This is a genomic window from Fulvivirga sp. AWR4_260 (assembly GCF_056158185.1).
Map to the genome: position 1 here is coordinate 661,135 of NZ_JBSWSU010000001.1, position 21,666 is coordinate 682,800.

The 21,666-nt window shown below is 36.6% G+C and carries 19 protein-coding genes; 14 read left to right on the forward strand and 5 right to left on the reverse strand.

Annotated elements, in window-relative coordinates; all coding sequences use genetic code 11:
• Positions 1 to 29: 29 nt before the first annotated feature.
• A complete protein-coding gene (locus ACXACQ_RS02825) occupies positions 30 to 4,223 on the reverse strand; it encodes a tetratricopeptide repeat protein (protein WP_474974408.1) in 4,194 nt (1,397 codons plus the stop codon).
• A gap of 319 nt (positions 4,224 to 4,542) precedes the next feature.
• Between ACXACQ_RS02825 and ACXACQ_RS02830 the strand changes: the two genes are divergently transcribed.
• The 4 genes from ACXACQ_RS02830 to ACXACQ_RS02845 all read left to right on the forward strand — a co-directional run bounded on the left by ACXACQ_RS02830 (position 4,543) and on the right by ACXACQ_RS02845 (position 10,411).
• A complete protein-coding gene (locus ACXACQ_RS02830) occupies positions 4,543 to 4,884 on the forward strand; it encodes a hypothetical protein (RefSeq protein ID WP_474974409.1) in 342 nt (113 codons plus the stop codon).
• Positions 4,885 to 5,007: 123 nt separating this feature from the next.
• Positions 5,008 to 7,206 (forward strand): TonB-dependent receptor, encoded by a 2,199-nt coding sequence (locus ACXACQ_RS02835; RefSeq protein WP_474974410.1) that lies wholly within the window; start codon positions 5,008 to 5,010, stop codon positions 7,204 to 7,206.
• A 45-nt stretch (positions 7,207 to 7,251) separates the two neighbouring features.
• Positions 7,252 to 7,887, forward strand: a complete 636-nt coding sequence (locus ACXACQ_RS02840) for an alpha/beta hydrolase (RefSeq protein WP_474974411.1) — start codon at positions 7,252 to 7,254, stop codon at positions 7,885 to 7,887.
• Positions 7,888 to 8,164: 277 nt separating this feature from the next.
• Positions 8,165 to 10,411 carry an inorganic phosphate transporter gene (locus ACXACQ_RS02845; RefSeq protein ID WP_474974412.1) on the forward strand — a complete coding sequence of 749 codons (2,247 nt, stop codon included), beginning with the start codon at positions 8,165 to 8,167 and terminating at the stop codon, positions 10,409 to 10,411.
• Positions 10,412 to 10,426: 15 nt separating this feature from the next.
• Here the strand turns inward: ACXACQ_RS02845 and ACXACQ_RS02850 are convergent, their stop codons facing one another.
• The 3 genes from ACXACQ_RS02850 to lpdA form a co-directional block, all read right to left on the reverse strand.
• Complete coding sequence (locus tag ACXACQ_RS02850; protein WP_474974413.1) at positions 10,427 to 11,272, reverse strand: anti-sigma factor; 846 nt, start codon at positions 11,270 to 11,272, stop codon at positions 10,427 to 10,429.
• Positions 11,269 to 11,826 carry an RNA polymerase sigma factor gene (locus ACXACQ_RS02855; protein ID WP_474974414.1) on the reverse strand — a complete coding sequence of 186 codons (558 nt, stop codon included), beginning with the start codon at positions 11,824 to 11,826 and terminating at the stop codon, positions 11,269 to 11,271. Before ACXACQ_RS02855 ends, ACXACQ_RS02850 begins: the two co-directional genes overlap by 4 nt.
• 354 nt (positions 11,827 to 12,180) lie before the next feature.
• Complete coding sequence (lpdA, locus tag ACXACQ_RS02860) at positions 12,181 to 13,575, reverse strand: dihydrolipoyl dehydrogenase (protein ID WP_474974415.1); 1,395 nt, start codon at positions 13,573 to 13,575, stop codon at positions 12,181 to 12,183.
• Between the two features lie 297 nt (positions 13,576 to 13,872).
• On the opposite strand from lpdA, the gene ACXACQ_RS02865 reads away from it, so the two are divergent.
• The 6 genes from ACXACQ_RS02865 (at position 13,873) to ACXACQ_RS02890 (ending at position 18,102) form a co-directional block, all read left to right on the forward strand.
• Positions 13,873 to 14,220, forward strand: coding sequence for a hypothetical protein (locus ACXACQ_RS02865; protein ID WP_474974416.1), 348 nt, complete (start codon positions 13,873 to 13,875; stop codon positions 14,218 to 14,220).
• Positions 14,221 to 14,465: 245 nt separating this feature from the next.
• A complete protein-coding gene (locus ACXACQ_RS02870; RefSeq protein WP_474974417.1) occupies positions 14,466 to 14,798 on the forward strand; it encodes a hypothetical protein in 333 nt (110 codons plus the stop codon).
• A 244-nt stretch (positions 14,799 to 15,042) separates the two neighbouring features.
• Positions 15,043 to 15,366, forward strand: a complete 324-nt coding sequence (locus ACXACQ_RS02875) for a PepSY-like domain-containing protein (protein WP_474974418.1) — start codon at positions 15,043 to 15,045, stop codon at positions 15,364 to 15,366.
• A gap of 264 nt (positions 15,367 to 15,630) precedes the next feature.
• Entirely contained in the window at positions 15,631 to 15,954 is a 324-nt protein-coding gene (locus tag ACXACQ_RS02880; RefSeq protein ID WP_474974419.1) for a PepSY-like domain-containing protein, read from the forward strand.
• A 298-nt stretch (positions 15,955 to 16,252) separates the two neighbouring features.
• Complete coding sequence (locus ACXACQ_RS02885; RefSeq protein WP_474974420.1) at positions 16,253 to 16,609, forward strand: hypothetical protein; 357 nt, start codon at positions 16,253 to 16,255, stop codon at positions 16,607 to 16,609.
• A gap of 137 nt (positions 16,610 to 16,746) precedes the next feature.
• Positions 16,747 to 18,102 (forward strand): sigma-54-dependent transcriptional regulator, encoded by a 1,356-nt coding sequence (locus tag ACXACQ_RS02890; protein WP_474974421.1) that lies wholly within the window; start codon positions 16,747 to 16,749, stop codon positions 18,100 to 18,102.
• Here ACXACQ_RS02890 and ACXACQ_RS02895 read toward each other — a convergent pair.
• On the reverse strand, positions 18,099 to 18,785 hold the full coding sequence (locus ACXACQ_RS02895) for a response regulator (protein WP_474974422.1): 687 nt from the start codon (positions 18,783 to 18,785) through the stop codon (positions 18,099 to 18,101). The two genes, ACXACQ_RS02890 and ACXACQ_RS02895, sit on opposite strands and share 4 nt — an antisense overlap.
• A 200-nt stretch (positions 18,786 to 18,985) precedes the next feature.
• Here ACXACQ_RS02895 and fabG point away from each other — a divergent pair, with 200 nt between their 5' ends.
• From fabG to ACXACQ_RS02915, 4 genes are all read left to right on the forward strand, one after another.
• Positions 18,986 to 19,732 carry a 3-oxoacyl-[acyl-carrier-protein] reductase gene (gene fabG, locus ACXACQ_RS02900; RefSeq protein ID WP_474974423.1) on the forward strand — a complete coding sequence of 249 codons (747 nt, stop codon included), beginning with the start codon at positions 18,986 to 18,988 and terminating at the stop codon, positions 19,730 to 19,732.
• Positions 19,733 to 19,769: 37 nt separating this feature from the next.
• A complete protein-coding gene (locus ACXACQ_RS02905) occupies positions 19,770 to 20,342 on the forward strand; it encodes a hypothetical protein (RefSeq protein ID WP_474974424.1) in 573 nt (190 codons plus the stop codon).
• Positions 20,343 to 20,504: 162 nt separating this feature from the next.
• On the forward strand, positions 20,505 to 20,987 hold the full coding sequence (locus tag ACXACQ_RS02910) for an RNA polymerase sigma factor (RefSeq protein WP_474974425.1): 483 nt from the start codon (positions 20,505 to 20,507) through the stop codon (positions 20,985 to 20,987).
• 5 nt (positions 20,988 to 20,992) lie between these two features.
• Positions 20,993 to 21,658 carry a hypothetical protein gene (locus ACXACQ_RS02915; protein ID WP_474974426.1) on the forward strand — a complete coding sequence of 222 codons (666 nt, stop codon included), beginning with the start codon at positions 20,993 to 20,995 and terminating at the stop codon, positions 21,656 to 21,658.
• The last annotated feature ends 8 nt before the right edge of the window (positions 21,659 to 21,666 follow it).

A 21,666-nucleotide genomic window follows, 5' to 3' on the forward strand; every position in this document is an offset into this window, starting at 1 on the left:
TTCACGAAAAATTATCTCAATTTTCCTGCTTAATCACAATATTGAGAAACGAAATAAGCAGCCTTCTTATCTCCCATTTCTACAGCTTTTTTCCAGCTGATACATGCCTCTTCCTCTTCATCTATCTGATATAAAATATTACCTTTTACTTTGTAATAATTGGCATTATCAGGTGATAGTTCAATTGCCTTATTTACAGCTTCTAACGCACCTCCTACATTGCCAGAAGACACTTTAGCATTAGCCAAGTTAAAGTGTGCTGCAGCATCATCGGGGTTGAGTTCTATAACTTTATTATAATCAGAAACAGCACCATCATAATCTTCTGCATCTTCTTTTAAAAATGCCCTGTTATAATAAGCATCTGCATTTTCTGGTTGAGCTTCTAGTACTGCATTTAAATCTGCTAGTGCTGCTCTATTTTCACCCAAATAAATATAAGCCCTTGATCTATCCATTAACACCTCAGGGCCTTTTTCCCCTGCTCTCACGGCTTGTTCTAAATCCTCTAGTGCATCGTCATACAACTCTAATTCCAGCAAGCATCTACCTCTATGATGAAATAATTCACCACTTTTACTACCTGCTTCTATTAAACCATTATAATAACTTAATGCCTCTCTGTAGTTACCCATCATATAGATAGACTCGGCAAGCATTAAGGCTACATCTCCATCCACACCTTCAGAAAGCTCTTCGAACTTATAAAAGTCCTGCATGGCTTTTTCATGGTTTTTCATTTTAAAATACAGCTTACCTCTGTTCTCGTAAGCCCTTCCGTAGTTCATGTTTTCCGATATAGCCTCAGAATAACTATCTACAGCGTCCTGCTCTTTGCCTTGCAACTCCAAAGCTTTACCTTTATTATTAAACAGGATAGCATCTTTATAACCTGATTGAATGGCTTTATTATAATCTGCTACAGCTGCATCATAATTTTTTAACCTAAATTGAGAGTTGCCTCTATAAAAATATGCTTTACCATCGTTAGGCGAACTGGCCAGAGCTTTATTGAGCGCTTCAATAGCTCCGCTAAAATTGTTGGTTTCATAATAGGCATTCCCTAATTTTTGATTAAGATCTGTACTGGTACTCCCCATAGCCATGGCTTTCTCTAAATCCTTAACAGCCAAGTCATAACTCCCTAATTCATAATAGGTATTACCTCTATTTTCAATAGTCTGCAAATCGGCCATTCCTTGGTCTATAGCCTGAGTGAGCGGGGTTACGGCATTTGCATATTGCTTTTGATAATAAAATGCATTTCCTAAACCATAGTAAAGCTCTTTATCCTTAGAACCAATTAATTGAGCCTGCTCAAGGTCATTGATAGCACCTTCATAATCCTTTTGCTTAAACTTGGATAAACCCAAGTATAAATATTCCTCTTTCTCAGCCTCCCCTGCTGCTGCAATTACATTTAAATCTTTAATAGCAGCATTATAATTTTCGGCTTTATATTCTGCCACACCCCTATTTTTAAGAGCCACATTATAGTCTGGCTTTATATCTAAGGCCTTGCTATAATCAGCTATAGCATCACTATTTTCACCTAACAGAAATTTGGCTTTCCCTCTATTGTTATATACCAACTCATCAACTGCCCCAAAAGTAATAGCCTGATTATAGCTATTAATGGCTTCACTATATTTCTCCTGTCTGAATTGGGCATTACCTAATACATAAAATACCTCTTTATTTTTTGATCCTAATGAAGCAGCCTTACCTAAAGCTAGTACCGCCTTGTCATAATCTTTCTTTTGATAATAAGCATCTCCGAGCATTTCATAAGTAAAAACAGATTTGCTACCCGCAGCACTTGCTTTCTCTAAGTCTGTAATGGCTTTACTCATATTATCTGACTTATAATAAGCCTGACCTCTTTTGTCGTAAATATCATTTGAAGTTTGCCCTAAAGATTCGGCTTTATCTAAATATGTAGCAGCACGTTTATAGTCTTGGTCTTCAAAAGAGACAAAACCACTATACAAATAAACCTCACCATTATTAGAGCCTCCATTCACCGCCTTCACCAAATACTTTTTAGCCTCTTCTTTATTTCCTTGATTATAATTAGCAATGGCAAGCATTTCTACGGCATCATTATCTGAAGAGCCCAGTTGTTCCGCTTTTTGTAAATCACTAACCGCTTCAGCATATTTTTTCAACTGATATTTGGACATACCTCTGTTTAAAAATGCTTTACCATAATCTGCCTTAAGGCTGATGGCTTTATCAAAATCTGGTATGGCTGCCTGATATTGCTTTTGTAAAAACTTTGCTTTCCCTCTATTATTAAACACTACAGCATCTTCAGCATTAATCCCTAATGCTTTGTCATACATAGCAACTGCATTGGTATAGTCAGCTTTGGTAAAATAAATATCTCCCAATATTCTATAGCCTTCGTAACCTATAGCACCCGCTGTCATGGCTTTTTTCAAATCTTCAAGAGCAGCATCTGTCTTACTTGCATTATATCTTATTTCACCTCTGTAAGCCAGCAGTTTATTATTCTTACTTCCTGCATCTATAGCTTTAGAAAGGTATAATTCAGCCTTAGTTTTATTCCCTGAATTATAGTAAGCCTCACCTAAAATTTCATACACCTGCACATCGCCTTTACCAGACTCATCTGCACGTGTTAAATAGATGATAGCATTATTCACATCACCAGCTTTGTAATACGAGATCCCCAAAGGCAGGCTTAGTTCATCAGAAGCTGCCCCCCTCTGTATAGCCGATTTTAAATCTTCAGCAGCTCCAGAATATTCTCCTAAGTTATATTCTGCAAGACCAAGGTTTTGATAAAGTGCTGCATCTTTAGCGCCATTATTTTTTAACCAAGTGTAATCTGCGGTGGCATTCTTCCAGTTTTTTAACTCATAATAAACAGCAGCCCTATTCTCAATTGCTTTTTCATAATCTGCTTTTAGTGCTACAGCTTTATTATAATCCGCTAATGCCTCATTGAATTTAGACAAGTTAAACCTTGCCTTTCCCCTGTTATTAAAAACAACAGCATCATCGGCATTTAGACCTAAAGCCTTGGTATAGTTAGTCTCGGCCAATTGGTACTCTTGTTTTTTAAATTGCAGATTAGCCAAGTCATAAAATGCATCATAATTTGTAGCCCCTTTCTCTATTGCCAATTGCAAGTCAGATAAGGCCTCGTCTTCCTTCTTCATTTCGTACCTAGACAAGCCCCTGTACAGGTAATTTTCTGGCTGATTACTTCCTTTATTAATCGCGTCAGTTAATGCAGTAATAGCTCCAGAGTAGTTTTTAGTGAAAAAATATGCCTGCCCAAGTTTAGGAGCTATCCCTTTGTTAGCATTATCTGCTATTTGAGCCTGATCTAAATAAATAGCGGCTTTTTTATATTCTTCATCGTCAAAGTATGTAAGACCTAAATAATAAGGAACTATCGGCAGCTTACTTCCCCTTTGCAAAGCACTTTCAAGAGCTCCTTGTGCTTCTTTCTTGTTACCAGTTTCATACAGTGCCACACCTTTTCTTGCATAGTTTTCAGCGTCTACCTTCCCTGCCTTTATCAGGGCATCATAATCGGCCGCAACCTGCTTCCAGTCCTTAAGCTCATAAGCGGCTTCAGCCCTATTTTCTAAGGCTTTTTCATAACTGGCATCTGCCGACAACGCTTTAGAATAATCAGCCATAGCAGCCTTATAATCTTTCAACATTGACCTGGCCTTACCTCTATTATTAAACATCACCGCCTCTTTATAACCTGCCGCTTCGGCTTGCTCATAATATTTTATAGCATCTTGGTAGCTATCAATTCTAAACTTAGCATTACCCAAGCTGTAGAGTCCTTCTGCATCTTTATAACCTAAAGAAACTGCCTTCTCCAAATCTCCGGCACTGCTCTGATAATCTTTCAATTCATATTTTGCTAGTCCTCGGTAACTATATAATTCGGCTGTATTTACTCTGGCCTTCACCGCATCATCAAAGTCAGCTAAGGCTTTATCATACTCCTTTTGGTTAAAATAGGCTACACCTCTTTTAACGTACACCTCATTATTACTAAACTTGGAGTTTATCAGTTGAGAATAATCCAATATAGCACCTCGATAATCCTGCTGAGCCAACTTTGCATTGGCCTTTTGATAAACATCATCTAAAGATGGCTGCTCTTGAGCCAGCCCTACCCTGAAAAGGAGAATAGAAAAAACTAAAAATAAATAGATTGTTTGCTTCATCGATAAAAAAATTGCCTTCAGGTAAATATATTAAAATTTATAACCATAGTGGAATATATGTAAGATATGAATAAAGCCTTTAGTATTAACTGACAAAAATGAAAGAATAATAAATCCTATACATTCACCTGACAGATAAACAGTTACAAACCACTTCTATCAAAGCCTTTATTAATACGCTATATGAATAGGGCTACGATTTCCCTTTCCAATAATTTTTGTGGTAGATTTTATTTTATCCCATTAAGTTTGCGGTTTATTTCGGCCTTTGAAGCAAGCAGCTACCATATTTTTAATCAGTATATATTTCTCCATTTTTATGGGATATGGAATTGGTACGCTCGTGCACGATATTTCACACCACATGCCAAATTTTTGGCATCACCATGAAGTACATGCACACCATCATCACCATATAGAAGATCATGCATCAGCCTTTGAAACGTTAAAAGAAGTTGAAGATAAAGAAACGAATAACCCACACACTAATCCGTTTAAGGTTACTTGCCTAATAGAGTTCATTAGTAATAAAAGTATATCCATTCTATTTAGAAAAACTATAGAATCGATGATTCCAATTCGTAACATGGATCTAGCATTTTATCGCTGGCCAGAACCACCTACTCCTCCTCCCATCCGGTTTCTCATTACCACCATATAAATGAAATTATTTTTTTAATAGCGTAATACCACGCTTAATGGCTTATTACGCGTCAAATTTTAATCAATGAGAAATTTTCAAATATTCCTTTCATTGATCATGGCTTTGCTATGCCAAAACTTAATGGCACAAGCAAACTATACCATTCGTGGCCATGTATATGAAAAGAGCGGCTCCCCTTTGCCTGGAGCTAACATCACTATTAGCTCTACTAAAGGAGCTGCCACTGATGTATTGGGCAATTATTCTATAGCTATAACTGGCGGCACCTATACGGTTGAAGCATCTTTTATCGGCTATGAAAAAGTTAGCAAAACCATTACAGTAGATCAGGATATAAAAAACCTCAACTTTTACCTTACCCCTAGTAGCGTAGAATTATCGGATGTGGTCATATCCACCGAAGAAGCTAAGAGCATTAACAGCATTTCTTCAGTAGATATTAAACTAAGGCCTACAGAAAACAGTCAGGATATCTTACGAATTATACCTGGGCTGTTTATTGCGCAGCATGCTGGAGGTGGTAAAGCAGAGCAAATTTTTCTTCGTGGTTTCGATATAGACCATGGTACTGACATAGACATAAGCGTAGACGGAATACCTGTAAATATGGTAAGTCATGCACATGGACAGGGTTACTCTGACCTACATTATGTAATACCAGAAACTTTAGAAAAAGTAGATTTTAATAAAGGACCATACTACAGCGACCATGGAGATTTTAGCACAGCAGGTTATGCAGCATTTCATACTAAAAACTCATTAAGCAATAATTTAATTAAGCTTGAAGGAGGTCAGTATGGCACCAAGCGTGGTGTAGCCATGCTTAACTTACTCAACAATGAGGAAAACAAGAATAAAGAAAGCATGTATTTGGCTTCAGAATTTTACCTAACAGACGGTTATTTTAAAAGCAGCCAAAATTTCTCAAGGTTCAATGTGATGGGGAAATACAGCAAATACCTCAATGATGATGCTTTATTTAGAATCACGTTCTCTAACTTCAATAGCAAATGGGATGCTTCGGGGCAAATACCAGAGCGAGCTGTAGAAAGTGGAATGATTTCTAGGTTTGGAGCTATTGATGATACTGAAGGTGGTGAAACCAGCAGAACAAATGTCAATATTGAATACTTAAAACAGCTAGATGAGCATACTACTTTTAAGCATCAGGCATTTTTCTCTAAATATGATTTCAACCTCGTATCTAACTTTACCTTTTTCCTCAACGACCCAGTGAATGGCGACCAAATAACACAAGGAGAAAACAGGTCTATATACGGATATAAGGCCACGTTTAATAACGATGGAAAACTTGGCAATAAACCACTATTTACAGAAGTAGGCGGTGGTTTCAGGTATGATGATGTTAATGATATTCATTTATCTCACACAAAAAACAGAAAAACCATTATCAATGATTTATCTCGAGGGGATATTGACCAAACAAATATGTATGGTTACATACGTGAGAAATTGAATATTAGCAAAAAGCTAAATGTTAACCTAGGTCTACGGTACGATTACTTCATATTTAATTATGTAGATGCACTAGACTCTTTATACTCTAGACAAGCAGAAACCAAAGGAGCCCTATCTCCTAAGGCAGGATTGAACTATCAACTTACTAAAAACACCAGTTTATTTATTAAGGCTGGTATGGGCTTCCACTCTAACGATACCAGAGTAGTAGTAGCTGAAAAAGGTAATGATATTTTGCCTAGAGCATACGGCACTGATATTGGTGCGGTATTCAAACCCACGCCTAACATGCTTGTAAATGCTGCCGTGTGGATTCTAGATTTAGATCAAGAATTTGTGTATGTGGGAGATGAAGCCATTGTAGAGCCTAGCGGAAAAACTCAAAGAAAAGGAGTAGATCTATCAGTGAGGTATCAGCTTTTAAAGTGGCTTTATGCTGACATAGATGTGAATTTAACAGACCCCAAGTCTAAAGAAGCAGAAGATGGAGAGGACCACATACCATTAGCGCCTACTTTTACCAGCATTGGCGGCTTATCTTTTAACTTCAAAAATGGCATTAACGGTAGCTTAAGATACCGCTTTTTAGATGACCGACCTGCCAATGAAGACAACAGTGTAACAGCAGATGGGTATTTTATACTTGATGCAGTGCTTAATTACACTCAACCCAAGTATGAGATAGGATTATCTGTGGTCAACTTGCTAGATACCGAATGGAAAGAAGCGCAATTTGAGACAGAAAGCAGACTTTACAACGAAGCTGCTCCCGTTTCAGAAATTCACTTCACCCCAGGTAGCCCATTTTTACTCAAGGCTAGCCTGAGTTATAAATTTTAGCATTAATTAAATATACACCTGCCAAGGCAGGTGTATATTTACACCATGACGATCTACGCTATCCCTGGACTGGGCGCTGACGATTCAGTCGTTGAAAATCTCTCATTAAAATGTTCCATTAATGTATTAGATTGGATATCTCCCTTGCATAAAGAAGGCCTACGCCAATATGCAATTAGAATGGCCAAACAGATAGATAGCTCTAAGCCATTCATTTTAATGGGTGTTTCATTTGGAGGAATGTTAGCAACCGAAATAAGCAAAATTATCAGGCCTAAAAAGCTAATATTAATATCTTCTACCTACACTTCTAAAAACCTCCCTTATCTAATCAGAAACCATGCATTCAAAGCTATTTTCCAATTGCTACCTTCACCACTACTGATCTTACCAAAACAAATTTCATTTTGGGCATTTGGAGTTACCGCACCTCATCATCAAAAACAGCTCATTTCGATTATTGATAATACCGATAAAAAATTCATAAAATGGGCTGTTTTAGCCATTTCTCAATGGCAAAATGACAGGCAACCTAACAACCTACTCCAACTCCATGGCAGCAAAGACAGAATTATTGCAGCTCCTCGCACCTATTTCCAAGTTATAACTAATGCAGGGCATTTCGCTATTGTAAGCCAGGCAGAAAAAATAAGCAGCAAAATCAACCAAGCAATAAAATAAAAGCCTCGGCAACCACCCCGAGGCTTAAAACCATAACGTACAATAATTACCTTCCCTCCAACCATTCAATCAACTTCACCTAGGTCTGGTAATCATTCTCCTTTTATGCAATGTAACTAGCATATGTACGTATAGATAAAGGCGGTTAGATTTTAAGACTTAATATTTTCACAAAAAGAATACCCATCGGGTTAATTAATTGTTAAGCTTTCAATAGTGGCATACAATACCTATTCTATTTTGTTAATTAGCCACAAATATTAACGTACTGACAATAGTGGAACAGATTTATCTCATATTAATTATATTACTTTTTGCACTCGCTATCACCGACTTAGTAGTAGGTGTAAGTAACGATGCAGTAAACTTTTTAAATTCAGCCATCGGCTCTAAGGTGGCTCCACGAAAAGTGATCATGCTAGTAGCGAGTGCGGGAATATTACTAGGTGCTACATTTTCATCCGGCATTATGGAAGTAGCTCGTAGTGGCATTTTCTTCCCAGATAACTTTTTGTTTGCTGATGTAATGGTCATATTTCTGGCAGTAATGCTCACCGACATCATTTTACTAGACCTCTTCAACACCTTGGCTCTGCCTACTTCTACCACTGTGTCTATTGTGTTTGAGTTACTAGGAGCAGCCTTTGCCGTGGCTTTACTCAAAACTTTAAAAGAAGACACTGGCATGAGTGTATTGAGTCATTACATCAACTCAGAAAATGCCCTTACGATAGTAAGCAGTATTTTTTTGTCGGTAGCCATAGCATTTACAGTAGGTATTATAGTACAGTACATCAGCCGTGTGCTGTTCACCTTCCAATATTTAAAAAGGATGAAATCAGTAGGAGTAATCTGGGCAGGTCTGGCACTGACTGCACTCAGTTACTTTCTTATTATAAAAGGAGTTAAGGGCAGCTCTTTCATGTCTGACGCAAGTGTAGTATGGTTTGAAAACCATAGCTTATTGCTAGCATTATGCGCTTTCATAGCCTGGTCGGTAATATTCTACTTGCTTTATGAAATATTCAAAATCAATATTTTAAAAATTGTAGTGCTATTTGGAACATTTGCGCTGGCCATGGCCTTTGCAGGAAATGACCTCGTAAACTTTATTGGTGTACCTATAGCCAGTTTAGAATCATTTAAAGAATGGACCGCTTCTGGCTTAGCTCCCGATCAGCTTTATATGACTTCGCTAAGCAAGCCAGTAAAAACAGAAACCTACCTATTATTATTAGCCGGCACCGTAATGGTTTTAACCTTATGGTTCTCAAAAAAAGCAAAATCAGTAACAGAAACAGAAGTAAACTTAGGCAGACAAGATGCGGGTTTAGAAAGATTTAAAGCCAACGCAGTTTCGAGAGGTTTAGTGCAAGGAGCAAGAGGCATAGGCAGGGGTTTGTTAGCTGTTGTACCTAAAAGAATGTTGGTACAACTAGAGCAAAACTTTAAAAATGATGTAACACTTAGCGAAGATGATGCTCCCGCCTTTGATCTTGTTAGAGCCTCTGTTAACCTTACCGTAGCCAGTATTTTAATAGCCTTTGCTACTTCTTTAAAACTCCCCCTTTCTACCACTTATGTTTCGTTTATGGTGGCCATGGGCTCGTCACTCTCAGATAGAGCATGGGGACGAGACAGTGCTGTTTATCGCGTTTCAGGGGTTATCAATGTTATTTTAGGCTGGTTCAGTACAGCCATTATTGCGTTCATCATTTCCAGCATTTTTGCGGCTATTATCTTCCAATTTGGGTTATCTATGGTAGCCATTATAGTGGTGATTGCCGGTATTACCATTTACAGAAGCTTCACCTACCACAGAGCCAAGGAAAGGAAAAAAACACTTGCCGAAAAATTGATGGCTCAGGCCACATTAATACCTGTAGACAAAGCATTAATAGAAATCAACAACCGAACAAGGGAGAATCTTAACCTGATTAAAAATGCTTATATCAACTCGCTCAATGGGCTATTAAAAGAAAAGAAAAAACCATTAAAGCATTCGTTAAAAGACCTAGAAGAGCTTAAGGAAAAGAGTGAAAAATTTAAGTCAAACCTCATTAAATTCATTAACCGCATGGATGAAGATGAAGGCACCGCTAGTAAAATTTACTTAAGCATTTATGACTTAGAGCAAGACCTGAACGATACAATCTACAGCATTATTGACCAAAGCTTAGACCATGTCAAAAACATGCACACTTCTTTTAAAAAGAAGCAAGTAAAGGGATTGGAAAGTCTCATTGAAGACTTTGAGCTATTTGTAAACAAAGCCTTGACAGTGCTACAGCACAGTGATAGTCAAAAAATGAGTGAACTGATTACTGTAAAAAGAAACTTATTAGATAACATTTTAAACCTTATGGAGCTACAAATTAAAGAAGTGCGCAAAAAAGGGGACAGCAAACGCACCAGCACACTTTTCTTTAACATTTTGCTAGAAACCAAAAATACGGTAAATATCATTAGCCGGTTTGTTAAAGTTTTTAACAAAAGCCAAAACGGAAAATTAAATAAACTTTAGATTATAAGACTTTAATTAACTCTTCTCTACGTTACCCACCACTTGCATGGTTTCGAGAGAAGGGTTAACACTTCCTCCTTTAGGCTCTATGGTAACTGCAAAAGCAGCTGCATTTCCAATGTTTTTCATTTTGATGAGCTGCTGTTTACCTGAAGCATCAAAGACTCCGGCATCTACAGGAGCGCCATCAATAATAGCCCAAAGCTGATATTGCTTTTCTTGACTAAGTGCTTTTAAACTTTGAATACTCAGATATACATCTTCACTACTGGCATTCCAATAGATATATGCTAAGCCTCTTGGGTTATTATCTGTACCATTCATAGCCACTCGCGTAAAACTGGCATCATTCAAAACGTTAAAATCTTGTTCTATAGATTCTAATTTCTGATTTACCTGATTATAATCCTGAGCTACTCTTTCATTTTGAGCAATAAGAGTCACAAGCTCTCCTTCAGTCTCCTTCCACTTACTATAATAATTGAAAGCCAAGTAAGATGCACCAAGTGCTATCACCACTGAAGCTGCAGCTACATATTTATAAAAACCTGAATTGCCCGACTGAATAGGTCTAATTGTATCATCAGCAAGTGCTGACGGTGGCATATCCACTACCTTAGTTTCCTCCTCCTCTTCTAAGGCCTCGATTCTTTCTAAAAAAGAAGCTTTTAATGTTGATGGAGGTGCAATAGCTGTTTCAAAAGCTACGGCTTCTAAGGTGAGTTCTATTTTCTCAATCTCCTCTTGAATTTCCGAATACTGCTTAGCATATGCCTCTACCTCATTCTTCTGGTCCAATGGCAAATCACCAAGCACATAAGCCTCTAACACACCTGACGATATATATTCCTGAATATTCACGCTACCCCCAACTCCTTTCTTAAATTAATTAACGCCATTCGCAAACGTGTTTTTACAGTACCCAAAGGTATATCAGCCTCTGCTGCCACTTCAGATTGCGTATATCCCTTAAAGTAAATGTATTCAACAATAAGCCTTTCTTCATCTCTCAATTTAGATAAAACGGCAGCTATACCTATACCATCTATACTTTGATAAATCAGGTTATCATTCTCGATGTTATATACGTTGCGATCCAGCTCATCAGTTTTCTGAGTTCTTTTAATTTCCTTCGAGCGAAGCTTATCTATAGCCAGATTTCGACTTATGTTAAGCATCCAAGTAAATAGCCTGCCTTTGGTTTCATCATAAGACTTTATCTTCTCCCAGAATTTCATAAATGCATCTTGTGTAACCTCTTCAGCTATTTTCTCATCATTTACTACGCGAAATACAATACCGTAAATAGCAGAAGAATAATGATCATAAAGATAACTTAAAGCATTTTTATCTCTCTTTTTTAAGAGCAACGCTAATTCCTTTTGATCAATATGGCCGTGCCGTAGTGGAGACATTCAGTCTAATTTATGATTAAATAACAACATAAAAAATAAATATGTCAAAGACATGAATATCAATGAATTGAGTTGGGGAAAAATCCCAAACCTTATTGGTAACAATCAAATTAACCAACTCATTAACAGGAAAATTATCTCACTCCACGCTGCATATGCATCTCGGGTTGAAGTTTAGATAATATAATAGCCCAGCAAGGGCGCAGGCTACAACTCGACACTAGTCCAAGATGCTTTATTAAAGGAGTTTATCATCAGACCTTACAAAAAAAGCACTGCTAAATTAGGCAGTGCTTTTTTCTATTTTTCCCTGTACAAACTAAAACGCTTATTCAGGATAAGTCATTTGCTTACTTAGATATGGATAACCTCATCATAAGCAGCAGCAGCAGCTTCCATCACAGCCTCTGACATAGTAGGGTGTGGGTGAACCGCTTTTATAATTTCATGACCTGTAGTCTCTAGCTTTCTTGCAGTCACTATTTCGGCAATCATTTCAGTTACGTTAGCGCCAATCATATGAGCACCTAATAACTCACCATATTTAGCATCAAAGATCAATTTTACAAATCCATCTTTAGCACCTGCCGCACTAGCTTTACCTGAAGCTGAGAATGGGAATTTACCCACTTTAATATCATAACCTGCTTCTTTAGCCTTAGCTTCTGTGTAACCTACAGAAGCCACTTCTGGACTACAGTAAGTACAACCTGGTATGTTACCATAATCTAATGGCTGAGGATTCTCGCCTGCGATTTTCTCTACACAGATAATTCCTTCTGCTGAAGCTACGTGAGCTAATGCTGGTCCATGAACGATGTCACCTATAGCATAAACACCAGGGATATTAGTTTTGTAGTAATCATCCACTAAGATTTTACCTTTATCAGTTGCTACACCGATATCTTCTAAGCCAATACCCTCTAAGTTAGTGCTAATACCTACTGCAGAAAGTACTACATCACATTCTAAAGTCTCTTCGCCCTTCTTAGTTTTAACTGTGGCCTTACAACCTTTACCTTTAGTATCTACATTAGTTACTTCAGCGTTAGTCATAATTTTAATACCTGCCTTTTTGAAGTTTCTTTCTAATGCTTTAGAAATTTCTTCATCTTCTACAGGTACAATACGAGGCATGAACTCAACAATAGTTACATCTACCCCAATAGAGTTATAGAAATAGGCAAACTCAACCCCTATAGCACCAGACCCAACAACTACCATTTTCTCAGGAGTTTTATCTAATACTAATGCTTTTCTATAACCAATGATTTTTTCATTATCAATTGGCAAATTCGGCAGCTCTCTTGATCTACCTCCTGTAGCTACTATAATATGGTCAGCAGAATAAGTTTCTACCTTGCCATCTTCAGCAGTTACATCTATCTTTTTACCTGGCTTCAGTTTACCAAAGCCCATGATAGCATCAATTTTATTCTTCTTAAATAAGAACTGAATACCTTTGCTCATGCCTTCAGCTACACCACGGCTTCTTTTTACCATTGCAGGTAAATCAGCCTTAGCATCCTTCACTGTAATTCCGTAATCTTCAGAATGAGAAATATATTCAAATACGTTAGCGCTTTTTAACAAAGCCTTAGTAGGTATACATCCCCAATTAAGACAAATTCCACCTAACGCCTCTTTTTCTATCACACCCACTTTTAATCCTAACTGAGATGCTCTGATCGCAGCTACATAACCACCGGGACCACTCCCTAGTACTAAAAGATCATATTTTTTTGACATAAGCTATATGTTTATATTCATCGTTGTATTGCAGGACTGCAAATTTAATCGAAAAGGCCTTAGAAAAAAATTTGGCCGGTTATCTCCCTGAAATAGTACGTACTTAGATATAACCAGGTTTGTATTTTACACAACAAACTGTTGGATAAAACAACAGCAACCCGCCACCCCACACCGCAAAATCAGCCTCTAAACCCCTTAAACACACTTTTTATTATCTCCTTAGTTCTGGCATAGTTATCTCATTATACTATGCAAAAGAAGATTAAGATAATAACCCATAAATAAGAATTGACTATGAAACTTAATAGAATATTAGCCGGAGCATTTGCATTATTATTAACCGTAGGTGTATCAGTACAATCAAATGCGACCGATATCAATAAATCAAATGAAGAGATAACAGTAAAAGTTGACCCTAAGAAAACGGAAATCAGCGCCTCTGACCTTCCTGCTGCAGTAAAACAAGCCATTGTAAATGGAGACTACGCTAAATGGAGCATAGCTAAGGCATATAAAGTAATGCCTGATGAAGCTATGAATTCAGATAAAGAAGCAGAGGTACAATACGAAGTTCACTTTCAAAATGCTAACCAAGACCAAGAGGTAGCGGTATATGACGAGAGTGGAAAATCGATGAATTAATAATTATAGCACTATCAATTTCTAGTAAATAGATTCTTTAACTGGATAAAGCCCTGCCAAATTTGGCGGGGCTTTTTCTTTTACAAAAGAGGCGAGATGCAAAATCCTCAACAACCTGTTGGATAAGTTCTCGATTGCTACCATTACAATCAGAACATAAGCCCTTTCTGGCAATCTGCGATTTTGGCACAGTTATCTCCCCTAGAAATTATAAATGAATTGGTAATTGTAAATAAAAATTGACTATGAAATTTGTAAATAAAATATTGGCAGGAGCATTAGCAGTTTTGTTAACTGCCGGCATATCAGTAAGCTCTCAGGCATCTGAAAAAGCACCTATAACCACTAGTGAAATAACCATAAATATAGAACCTACTAAAACAGAGATAAGTACTACAGATTTACCTTCTGCAGTAAAATCAGCCATAAGCTCAGGTGACTACACTGAATTTACTGTAGAGTCGGCATATGAAATAAATGCTGATGAAGATGAAACTCAATATGAAGTACATTTTGTAAACGAATATCAGCAACAGGCCGATATTGTAATATTTGATAAAGAAGGCAGAGAATTATAGCTAATCTAAGCATAATTCAACCCTACTAAAGCTCCTCTCTCCAGTGGAGCTTTTTTTATAACTCTGGCATATATGACTAATTCTTCAACACCAACCTGTAGTACATTGCTACAAAAAATGCATCATTCCAAGTTAAAAACCCTCAATTAACGCCATAAAACAAAATATTATACCTTGGCACAGTTATCTCAATATACTTATCAAAATAAGAAATACTTTAAGAAGATTTAAAACTGATTTAGATATGAAACTTAATAGAATATTAGCCGGAGCATTTGCATTATTATTAACTGCAGGAGTAGCTGTACAATCTAACGCAACTACACTTACTAATTCGGAAAGAGAAATTACCGTAACGGTAGACCCTACTAAAACAGAAATTAGCGCCACTGATTTACCTGCTGCAGTAAAAAAGGCAGTAACAAGTGGTGACTATGCTCAGTACAAAGTACAAAAAGCATTTAAAGTAACTACTGCTGATGGTAATGAAACTTATGAAATACATTTCACTAATGACCAACAGCAAGAGGGAGTAGTCACCTTCGACAAGATGGGTAAGGAAGTATAAAAATAACAAACACTAGATGATAAGCTTAGCTTAATAGATGTCTGGGCCCTGCTGTAATGGCGGGGCCTTTTTTTGTGCCCAATCACAGATTCTATATGCCTAAAATTTTCATCACCAACCTGTTGCACAATCCTACAAAAAACAGCCAATCGGCAAAAAAAATCATGCATTAAAAGCAATTAAAGCACATTTAATGTTCTGGCACAGTTATCTCAATATACTTATCAGAAATACTTTAACAAGAACTAAAAAATTGAATTACATATGAAACTTAATAAAATATTAGCCGGAGCATTTGCATTATTATTAACTGCAGGAGTAGCTGTACAATCTAATGCTACCACACTTACCGATTCTGAAAGAGAAACTACAGTAAAAGTAGACCCTTCTAAAACTGAAGTTAGTGCATCTGACCTTCCTGCTGCAGTTAAAAAAGCAATCACTAGTGGCGACTATGCTCAATTTAAAGTATCAAAAGCCTATAAAGTGACTGCCGAAGATGGGCAGGAAACTTACGAAATTCATTTTATGAATGACCAACAACAAGAAGCAGTAGCCACTTATGACAAAATGGGCAAAGAACAATAATCGAATTAATTTATTCATTCGTAGTTAAATTAAATTCTTTAACTGGGAAAGCTCTGCCGAAAGGCAGGGCTTTTTTTGTTGGTTATAAATACTACGATATCCGTAGTATGTGACATTTACACAACACCTTGTTGTATAATCCTACAACGCTAGGTATTCTCCGCGCAAACAATGAATCCAAACAACTGATTTACAGTAACTTACATAAATACACGAGTTATTGGCATAGTTCTTCCACTATATGTAATACGAATAAATTACTAAGCAATAAGCTTATAACCATAAATAAGAATTGACTATGAAACTTAATAAAATATTAGCCGGAGCATTTGCATTATTATTAACTGTAGGCGTATCAGTACAGTCAAATGCCACCGATATCAATAAAATATCAAATGAAGAGATCACCGTAAAAGTTGATCCTAAGAAGAAAGAAATAAGCCAATCTGAGTTACCAGCTGCAGTAAAACAAGCCATCACTAGTGGTGAGTTTTCTAAGTGGAATGTAGCTAAAGCTTACAAAATAACCTATTCTGACGGTGAAATGACTAATACCCAAACCGCTCAGATAGAGTACGAAGTACACTTCCAAAATTCAGATCAAGAAAAAGAAATTGAAGTTTACGATCAGAATGGAAAAACAATAGAAGATTAAAAATTCATTCATAGTAAATAGAATTTCTTTAACTTCACAGAGGCCCGTTTTATCAAACGGGTCTTTATTTTTTTATAATTATGCGGGAAATTTAAGCTCTTATTTGTTAGAGACATATATACCGATAGAAAATCAGAATGGCGAAAATATTAATAGTTGAAGATGACTCCTCTTTCGCGTCTATGTTAGAGGGGTTTTTGGTGAAAAAGGAATATGAATGTGATAAGGTGGGGGATGCACTATCTGCATTAAAAAAAATAAATGCTAACGAATATGATATAGTCCTGTCTGACTTAAAAATGCCAGATATGGACGGGTTAGAGCTCCTAAGAGAAATCAAAAAATATGATTTTAAAGGAGCTGTAATTATCATGACTAGCTACGCCCAAATCAAAACTGCTGTTAAAGCCATCAAAATGGGGGCATTTGAATACATAGCAAAACCCATTAACCCTGATGAGCTTTTAAATATAATTAGCAAGGCGCTAACAAAGCCAAAGGAAAACAGCAATGAAAAAAGCGGCTCTGCCAGTAGGTCAGAATTTGAATTTGTTTCTGGTCAAAGTGAAGTATTTAATCAAATACTTCAACACGTTGACTTAGTGGCTGCTACAGATATGTCGGTATTAATATTGGGTGAAAGTGGTACTGGTAAAGAATATATTGCCAAACTGATACACCAAAAAAGTAAACGGCACGACAAACCTTTTGTATCTATAGACTGTGGTGCCCTATCGGAGAACTTAGCTGCCAGCGAGCTTTTTGGTCACGTTAAAGGAGCCTTTACTGGTGCCGTTAATGATAAAGATGGTCAGTTTAAAATAGCCAACGGAGGCACATTGTTTTTAGATGAAATAGGCAACCTTTCTTATGAGGTACAAATAAAGCTATTGCGCGTACTCCAAGAAAGAAAAGTAAGAAAGCTAGGAGGCACTAAAGATATAGATGTAGACGTAAGACTAATAGCTGCCACCAACGAAGAGTTAGCTCAGGCCGCAAGCGAAAATAAATTCAGAGAGGATTTGTACCATCGAATCAACGAATTTAAAATACAGCTACCACCACTAAGAGAGCGTAAATCAGATATAATGGTTTATGCGAATTATTTCTTACAAACTGCTAATCAGGAGCTAGAAAGAAATATAGAAGGCTTTTCTAAAGAAGCTGAAGATATGTTTTTATACTATAGCTGGCCAGGTAATTTAAGAGAGCTAAAAAATGTAATTAGAAGATCTGTATTATTAGAAACCACCAACTTACTGAGTACTGCTAATTTACCAGAAGTTATGGCAGATCCTGCACCGGCAGTTACCCAAGAGAAAATAGAAGAAGAAGCTAAAGACTTAAAACAATTAGCTTACGAAAGTGAAAAAAGGCTTATAGAACAGACTCTGATAGAGGTAAAATATAATAAGTCAAAAGCGGCCCGGATATTAAAAATCGATCGTTCTACTTTATACAATAAAATGAGAAAGTATCATCTGGAAGGTTAACCTTTTCCAGTTGATACTTTAGCTTTTAAAGTACTTATAAAATCTTGAGATGCTGTATTCAATTGAGCTACTTGCTGTTTTACAGTAGCCACATCACTATCTGCGGCATTAATCTCGAGTGAAGCCAAGGTGCTTACCACAGGGTTGTATTTATAATAATGGGTAGAAGAAAGCATCTTGTGTGCTTTATCTGCAATAGCTTTTAAGTTTTCTTCTAACATCAACTGATTAAGCTTGTGCAGTTCTACTTCGTAGTTTTCAACAAACTCTATCACATACGTTTTCAACAGACCTTCATCGCCACAGGCAAAATTTTCCACTTGGCTAATGTCTACCTCCACTTCCCCAGAAAGCAGGTTAAGCAATTTATTGATCTTCTGCTGGTTTAGCGGCTTGGTAAGATACAAGTCAGCAACTCCACCATCAACTACTGACTGACTAAGCACCACCACCGGCAATCCTGCATTTTCCTTTATGCGGCTAAAGGCAGGAGTTACATCTACTCCATCTATGTTTAAATCTGTTAATAGTATATCAAAAGTATCATAATCAGCCTGCTCAAGTGCCTGCAAATCACCAATAGGTGTTACCTCCAGCTTGGCTTTATTAAGTTGAGCTGTAACTATATTACGAGTAAACTCATCGTCTTCTAAAAACAGTACTTTTTTTATAATGTCATTCATACCCATATACGTGCAAAAACTAAACCGAAAATAGAGATATATGTTTAATATACCCTATTTTAAGGTATTTTCCCATTACAATATTTATTTTGGAGTCACACACTCAGTCTCTGATTTAAGTAAAAAAGATCAGAGAATACCATGTATATCATTAGTTTTGCACTTATTCTAAAAAATCAATTAAATAAACAATATATCAAATGAAATTATTAGAAGGGAAAACCGCTTTAGTAACGGGAGCTTCTAAAGGTATTGGCAGATCTATTGCTTTAAAATTTGCTGAGCAAGGAGCTAACATTGCTTTTACTTACCTTTCGAGTGTTGAAAAAGGTGAAGCTTTAGAAAAAGAGTTATCTGAAAAAGGTATAAAAGCTAAAGGTTACAGGTCTGATGCTTCTGATTTTGCAGCTGCAGAACAGTTAATTAATGACGTAGTGGCGGAATTTGGTTCTTTAGATGTATTAGTAAATAACGCAGGTATTACTAAAGACAATCTCTTACTAAGAATTAACGAATCTGACTGGGATTCTGTAATCAATATTAACCTTAAGTCTTGCTTTAACACGGTAAAAGCAGCTACTAAAACCATGATGAAGCAAAGAAGTGGTTCTATCATCAACATGACTTCTGTAGTGGGCCTAAAAGGTAATGCTGGTCAAACTAATTACTCTGCATCAAAAGCAGGTATTATTGGTTTCACTAAGTCTGTAGCTTTAGAGTTAGGCTCTAGAGGTGTTAGATCTAATGCTATTGCCCCAGGGTTTATAGAAACAGAAATGACAGATAAGCTTGACGAGAAAACCGTTCAAAGCTGGAGAGATGCCATTCCTTTAAAAAGAGGTGGCAGCCCTGATGACGTAGCAGATGCTTGTATCTTCTTAGCATCAGACATGTCTGCGTACATCACAGGCCAAGTTATTCAGGTTGATGGTGGTATGCTTACCTAAAAAAATATTAAGGCTTGGGCACACCAAGCCTTTTTTTATGCGCTTTATTTTAATACTCACCGTTGTAATTATTATTGCCGCAGGTTGCAAAACCACAAGGCAATCTACGCAACAAAAAGCCACCTCACACACGGCTACCTCCTCAATTAATCATTTTGTTGTTGAAGTAATAGGGTACGACCTTTCTGAGGACATGAGCCCATTTTCTACTCATAACGATGAGTTGCTTTTGGCCATTTTCTGCAAACAAAAAAATGGAACGCTAAAGTTAATCGCACATTCTAACTTCACTATAGACACAGAGCATAGAGGCACTACCTTATCTTATTCATTTCCTTTCATAAGCACATCTCAACCACTCTATTTCTTTTTATTGGAACTAGACTCCGACAATGCTACCGACAAATTATTAAAAACCATTCAAGCTAACTACAAAGAGATAATAGCTAATTCTTCAGATTATAATCAGCTTAATAACTATTTAGGTGATGATGATTTGATTGGCTACTACCTTACTCCTGCTGGACCACCCATTACAATTACCTTTAAAGGCCGAGAAAAAATGGATAAGTTCCATTATGAGCTTAAAGTAATTTCTGATTCTAACTAAAGTCGAAACTAAGCATTATAACAGACCAATTAAAACTTTTGCGAAGAAATCAGCTTAGAGCAACTAAAATTATATTATCATCAATATTGAAAGTTTTTTCATAGTGGTGTGATTTTTTTAAATGCTCTGCGAATAATAGGTAAAGACTATTAACTGAATACATTGGCAAAAGAGGAATTTTTATTGGTACTAGAAAAGCATAAAGCAATTATATATAAAATATGTAATGCCTATTGCCCCGCTCCTGAACACCGAGATGACCTGGTGCAGGAAGTAATTATGCAGCTATGGAAAGCTTACCCTAAGTACAACCCCGAATACAAACTATCTACATGGATTTACCGCATTACCCTTAATGTAGCTATCAGTCATTATAGAAAAGAAAAAACTCGAACCCGACATGTAGCACCACTTGATCATGATTCTGTCTACCTACCTGCACCAGAAGAAAATGAGGACATTAAAGTACTGAACAAGTTTATAAGTGAGTTAGACGAACTGAACAAAGCACTGATATTGCTCTACTTAGATGGTAATAGCCACAAGGAAATCGCTCTTATACTTAACATTTCTGAAAGCAATGTGGGCACAAAAATTAGCAGAATAAAAAAACTTCTCAAAAGAAAATTTGACACCTTAAACTAAGCACTATGGCACTCAATAATATCGAAAACATTTGGAAATCGTACGATCAGACACTCAAACTCAACCTACAGCTCAATCAAAAATTAGTAAAAGACAAAGCACTACAATCATCAAAAAACCAATTACACAAATTATTGATAGCGAGAATTCTCGAATTCTTAATTTATATCGCAATAGCAACATCCCTATGCCTATTCATTAAAAACCACTTAGATTTCACTGCACCTACTATTGCTGCTGGTATATTATTCATATTTAATATTATTGGCTTATCAGGAAGTATAGGACAATTAATTTTAATCAATGACATAGATTATGCGCAACCAGTCATCATTATCCAAGGCAAAATTCAAACATTAAAAAGCCACGCCCTAGCTATTTTTAAGCTCATTATTTTATCAATTCCTTTTTACATGTGCTATATCATTTTAGGGTTTAAACTATTAACTGGTTATAATTTCATGAGGTATGCCCACCAGAATTGGTTAATTGCACAATTTATTTTTAGTGCAATACTCATGGTACCAGTTATTTTTCTCTATGTTCAATTGAGCTCTAAGCACATGCACAAAAAGTGGGTTCGTAAAACAGTTGAACTAGTTTTAGGTTCACACACTTTAAAAGCCGAACAGAGCTTACTTGAAATTGAAAAATTTAAAAATGAAGCATAACCATTAGT

Bases quoted from the DNA above. Each gene is read 5' to 3' on its own strand.
- fabG (WP_474974423.1), top strand. From the start codon at position 18,986: ATGAAATTATTAGAAGGGAAAACCGCTTTAGTAACGGGAGCTTCTAAA.
- ACXACQ_RS02865 (WP_474974416.1), top strand. From the start codon at position 13,873: ATGAAACTTAATAGAATATTAGCCGGAGCATTTGCATTATTATTAACC.
- ACXACQ_RS02890 (WP_474974421.1), top strand. From the start codon at position 16,747: ATGGCGAAAATATTAATAGTTGAAGATGACTCCTCTTTCGCGTCTATG.
- ACXACQ_RS02905 (WP_474974424.1), top strand. From the start codon at position 19,770: ATGCGCTTTATTTTAATACTCACCGTTGTAATTATTATTGCCGCAGGT.
- ACXACQ_RS02895 (WP_474974422.1), bottom strand. From the start codon at position 18,785: ATGAATGACATTATAAAAAAAGTACTGTTTTTAGAAGACGATGAGTTT.
- ACXACQ_RS02855 (WP_474974414.1), bottom strand. From the start codon at position 11,826: ATGTCTCCACTACGGCACGGCCATATTGATCAAAAGGAATTAGCGTTG.
- ACXACQ_RS02880 (WP_474974419.1), top strand. From the start codon at position 15,631: ATGAAACTTAATAAAATATTAGCCGGAGCATTTGCATTATTATTAACT.
- ACXACQ_RS02875 (WP_474974418.1), top strand. From the start codon at position 15,043: ATGAAACTTAATAGAATATTAGCCGGAGCATTTGCATTATTATTAACT.
- ACXACQ_RS02835 (WP_474974410.1), top strand. From the start codon at position 5,008: ATGGCACAAGCAAACTATACCATTCGTGGCCATGTATATGAAAAGAGC.
- ACXACQ_RS02915 (WP_474974426.1), top strand. From the start codon at position 20,993: ATGGCACTCAATAATATCGAAAACATTTGGAAATCGTACGATCAGACA.
- ACXACQ_RS02840 (WP_474974411.1), top strand. From the start codon at position 7,252: ATGACGATCTACGCTATCCCTGGACTGGGCGCTGACGATTCAGTCGTT.
- ACXACQ_RS02825 (WP_474974408.1), bottom strand. From the start codon at position 4,223: ATGAAGCAAACAATCTATTTATTTTTAGTTTTTTCTATTCTCCTTTTC.
- ACXACQ_RS02830 (WP_474974409.1), top strand. From the start codon at position 4,543: ATGGGATATGGAATTGGTACGCTCGTGCACGATATTTCACACCACATG.
- ACXACQ_RS02870 (WP_474974417.1), top strand. From the start codon at position 14,466: ATGAAATTTGTAAATAAAATATTGGCAGGAGCATTAGCAGTTTTGTTA.
- lpdA (WP_474974415.1), bottom strand. From the start codon at position 13,575: ATGTCAAAAAAATATGATCTTTTAGTACTAGGGAGTGGTCCCGGTGGT.
- ACXACQ_RS02885 (WP_474974420.1), top strand. From the start codon at position 16,253: ATGAAACTTAATAAAATATTAGCCGGAGCATTTGCATTATTATTAACT.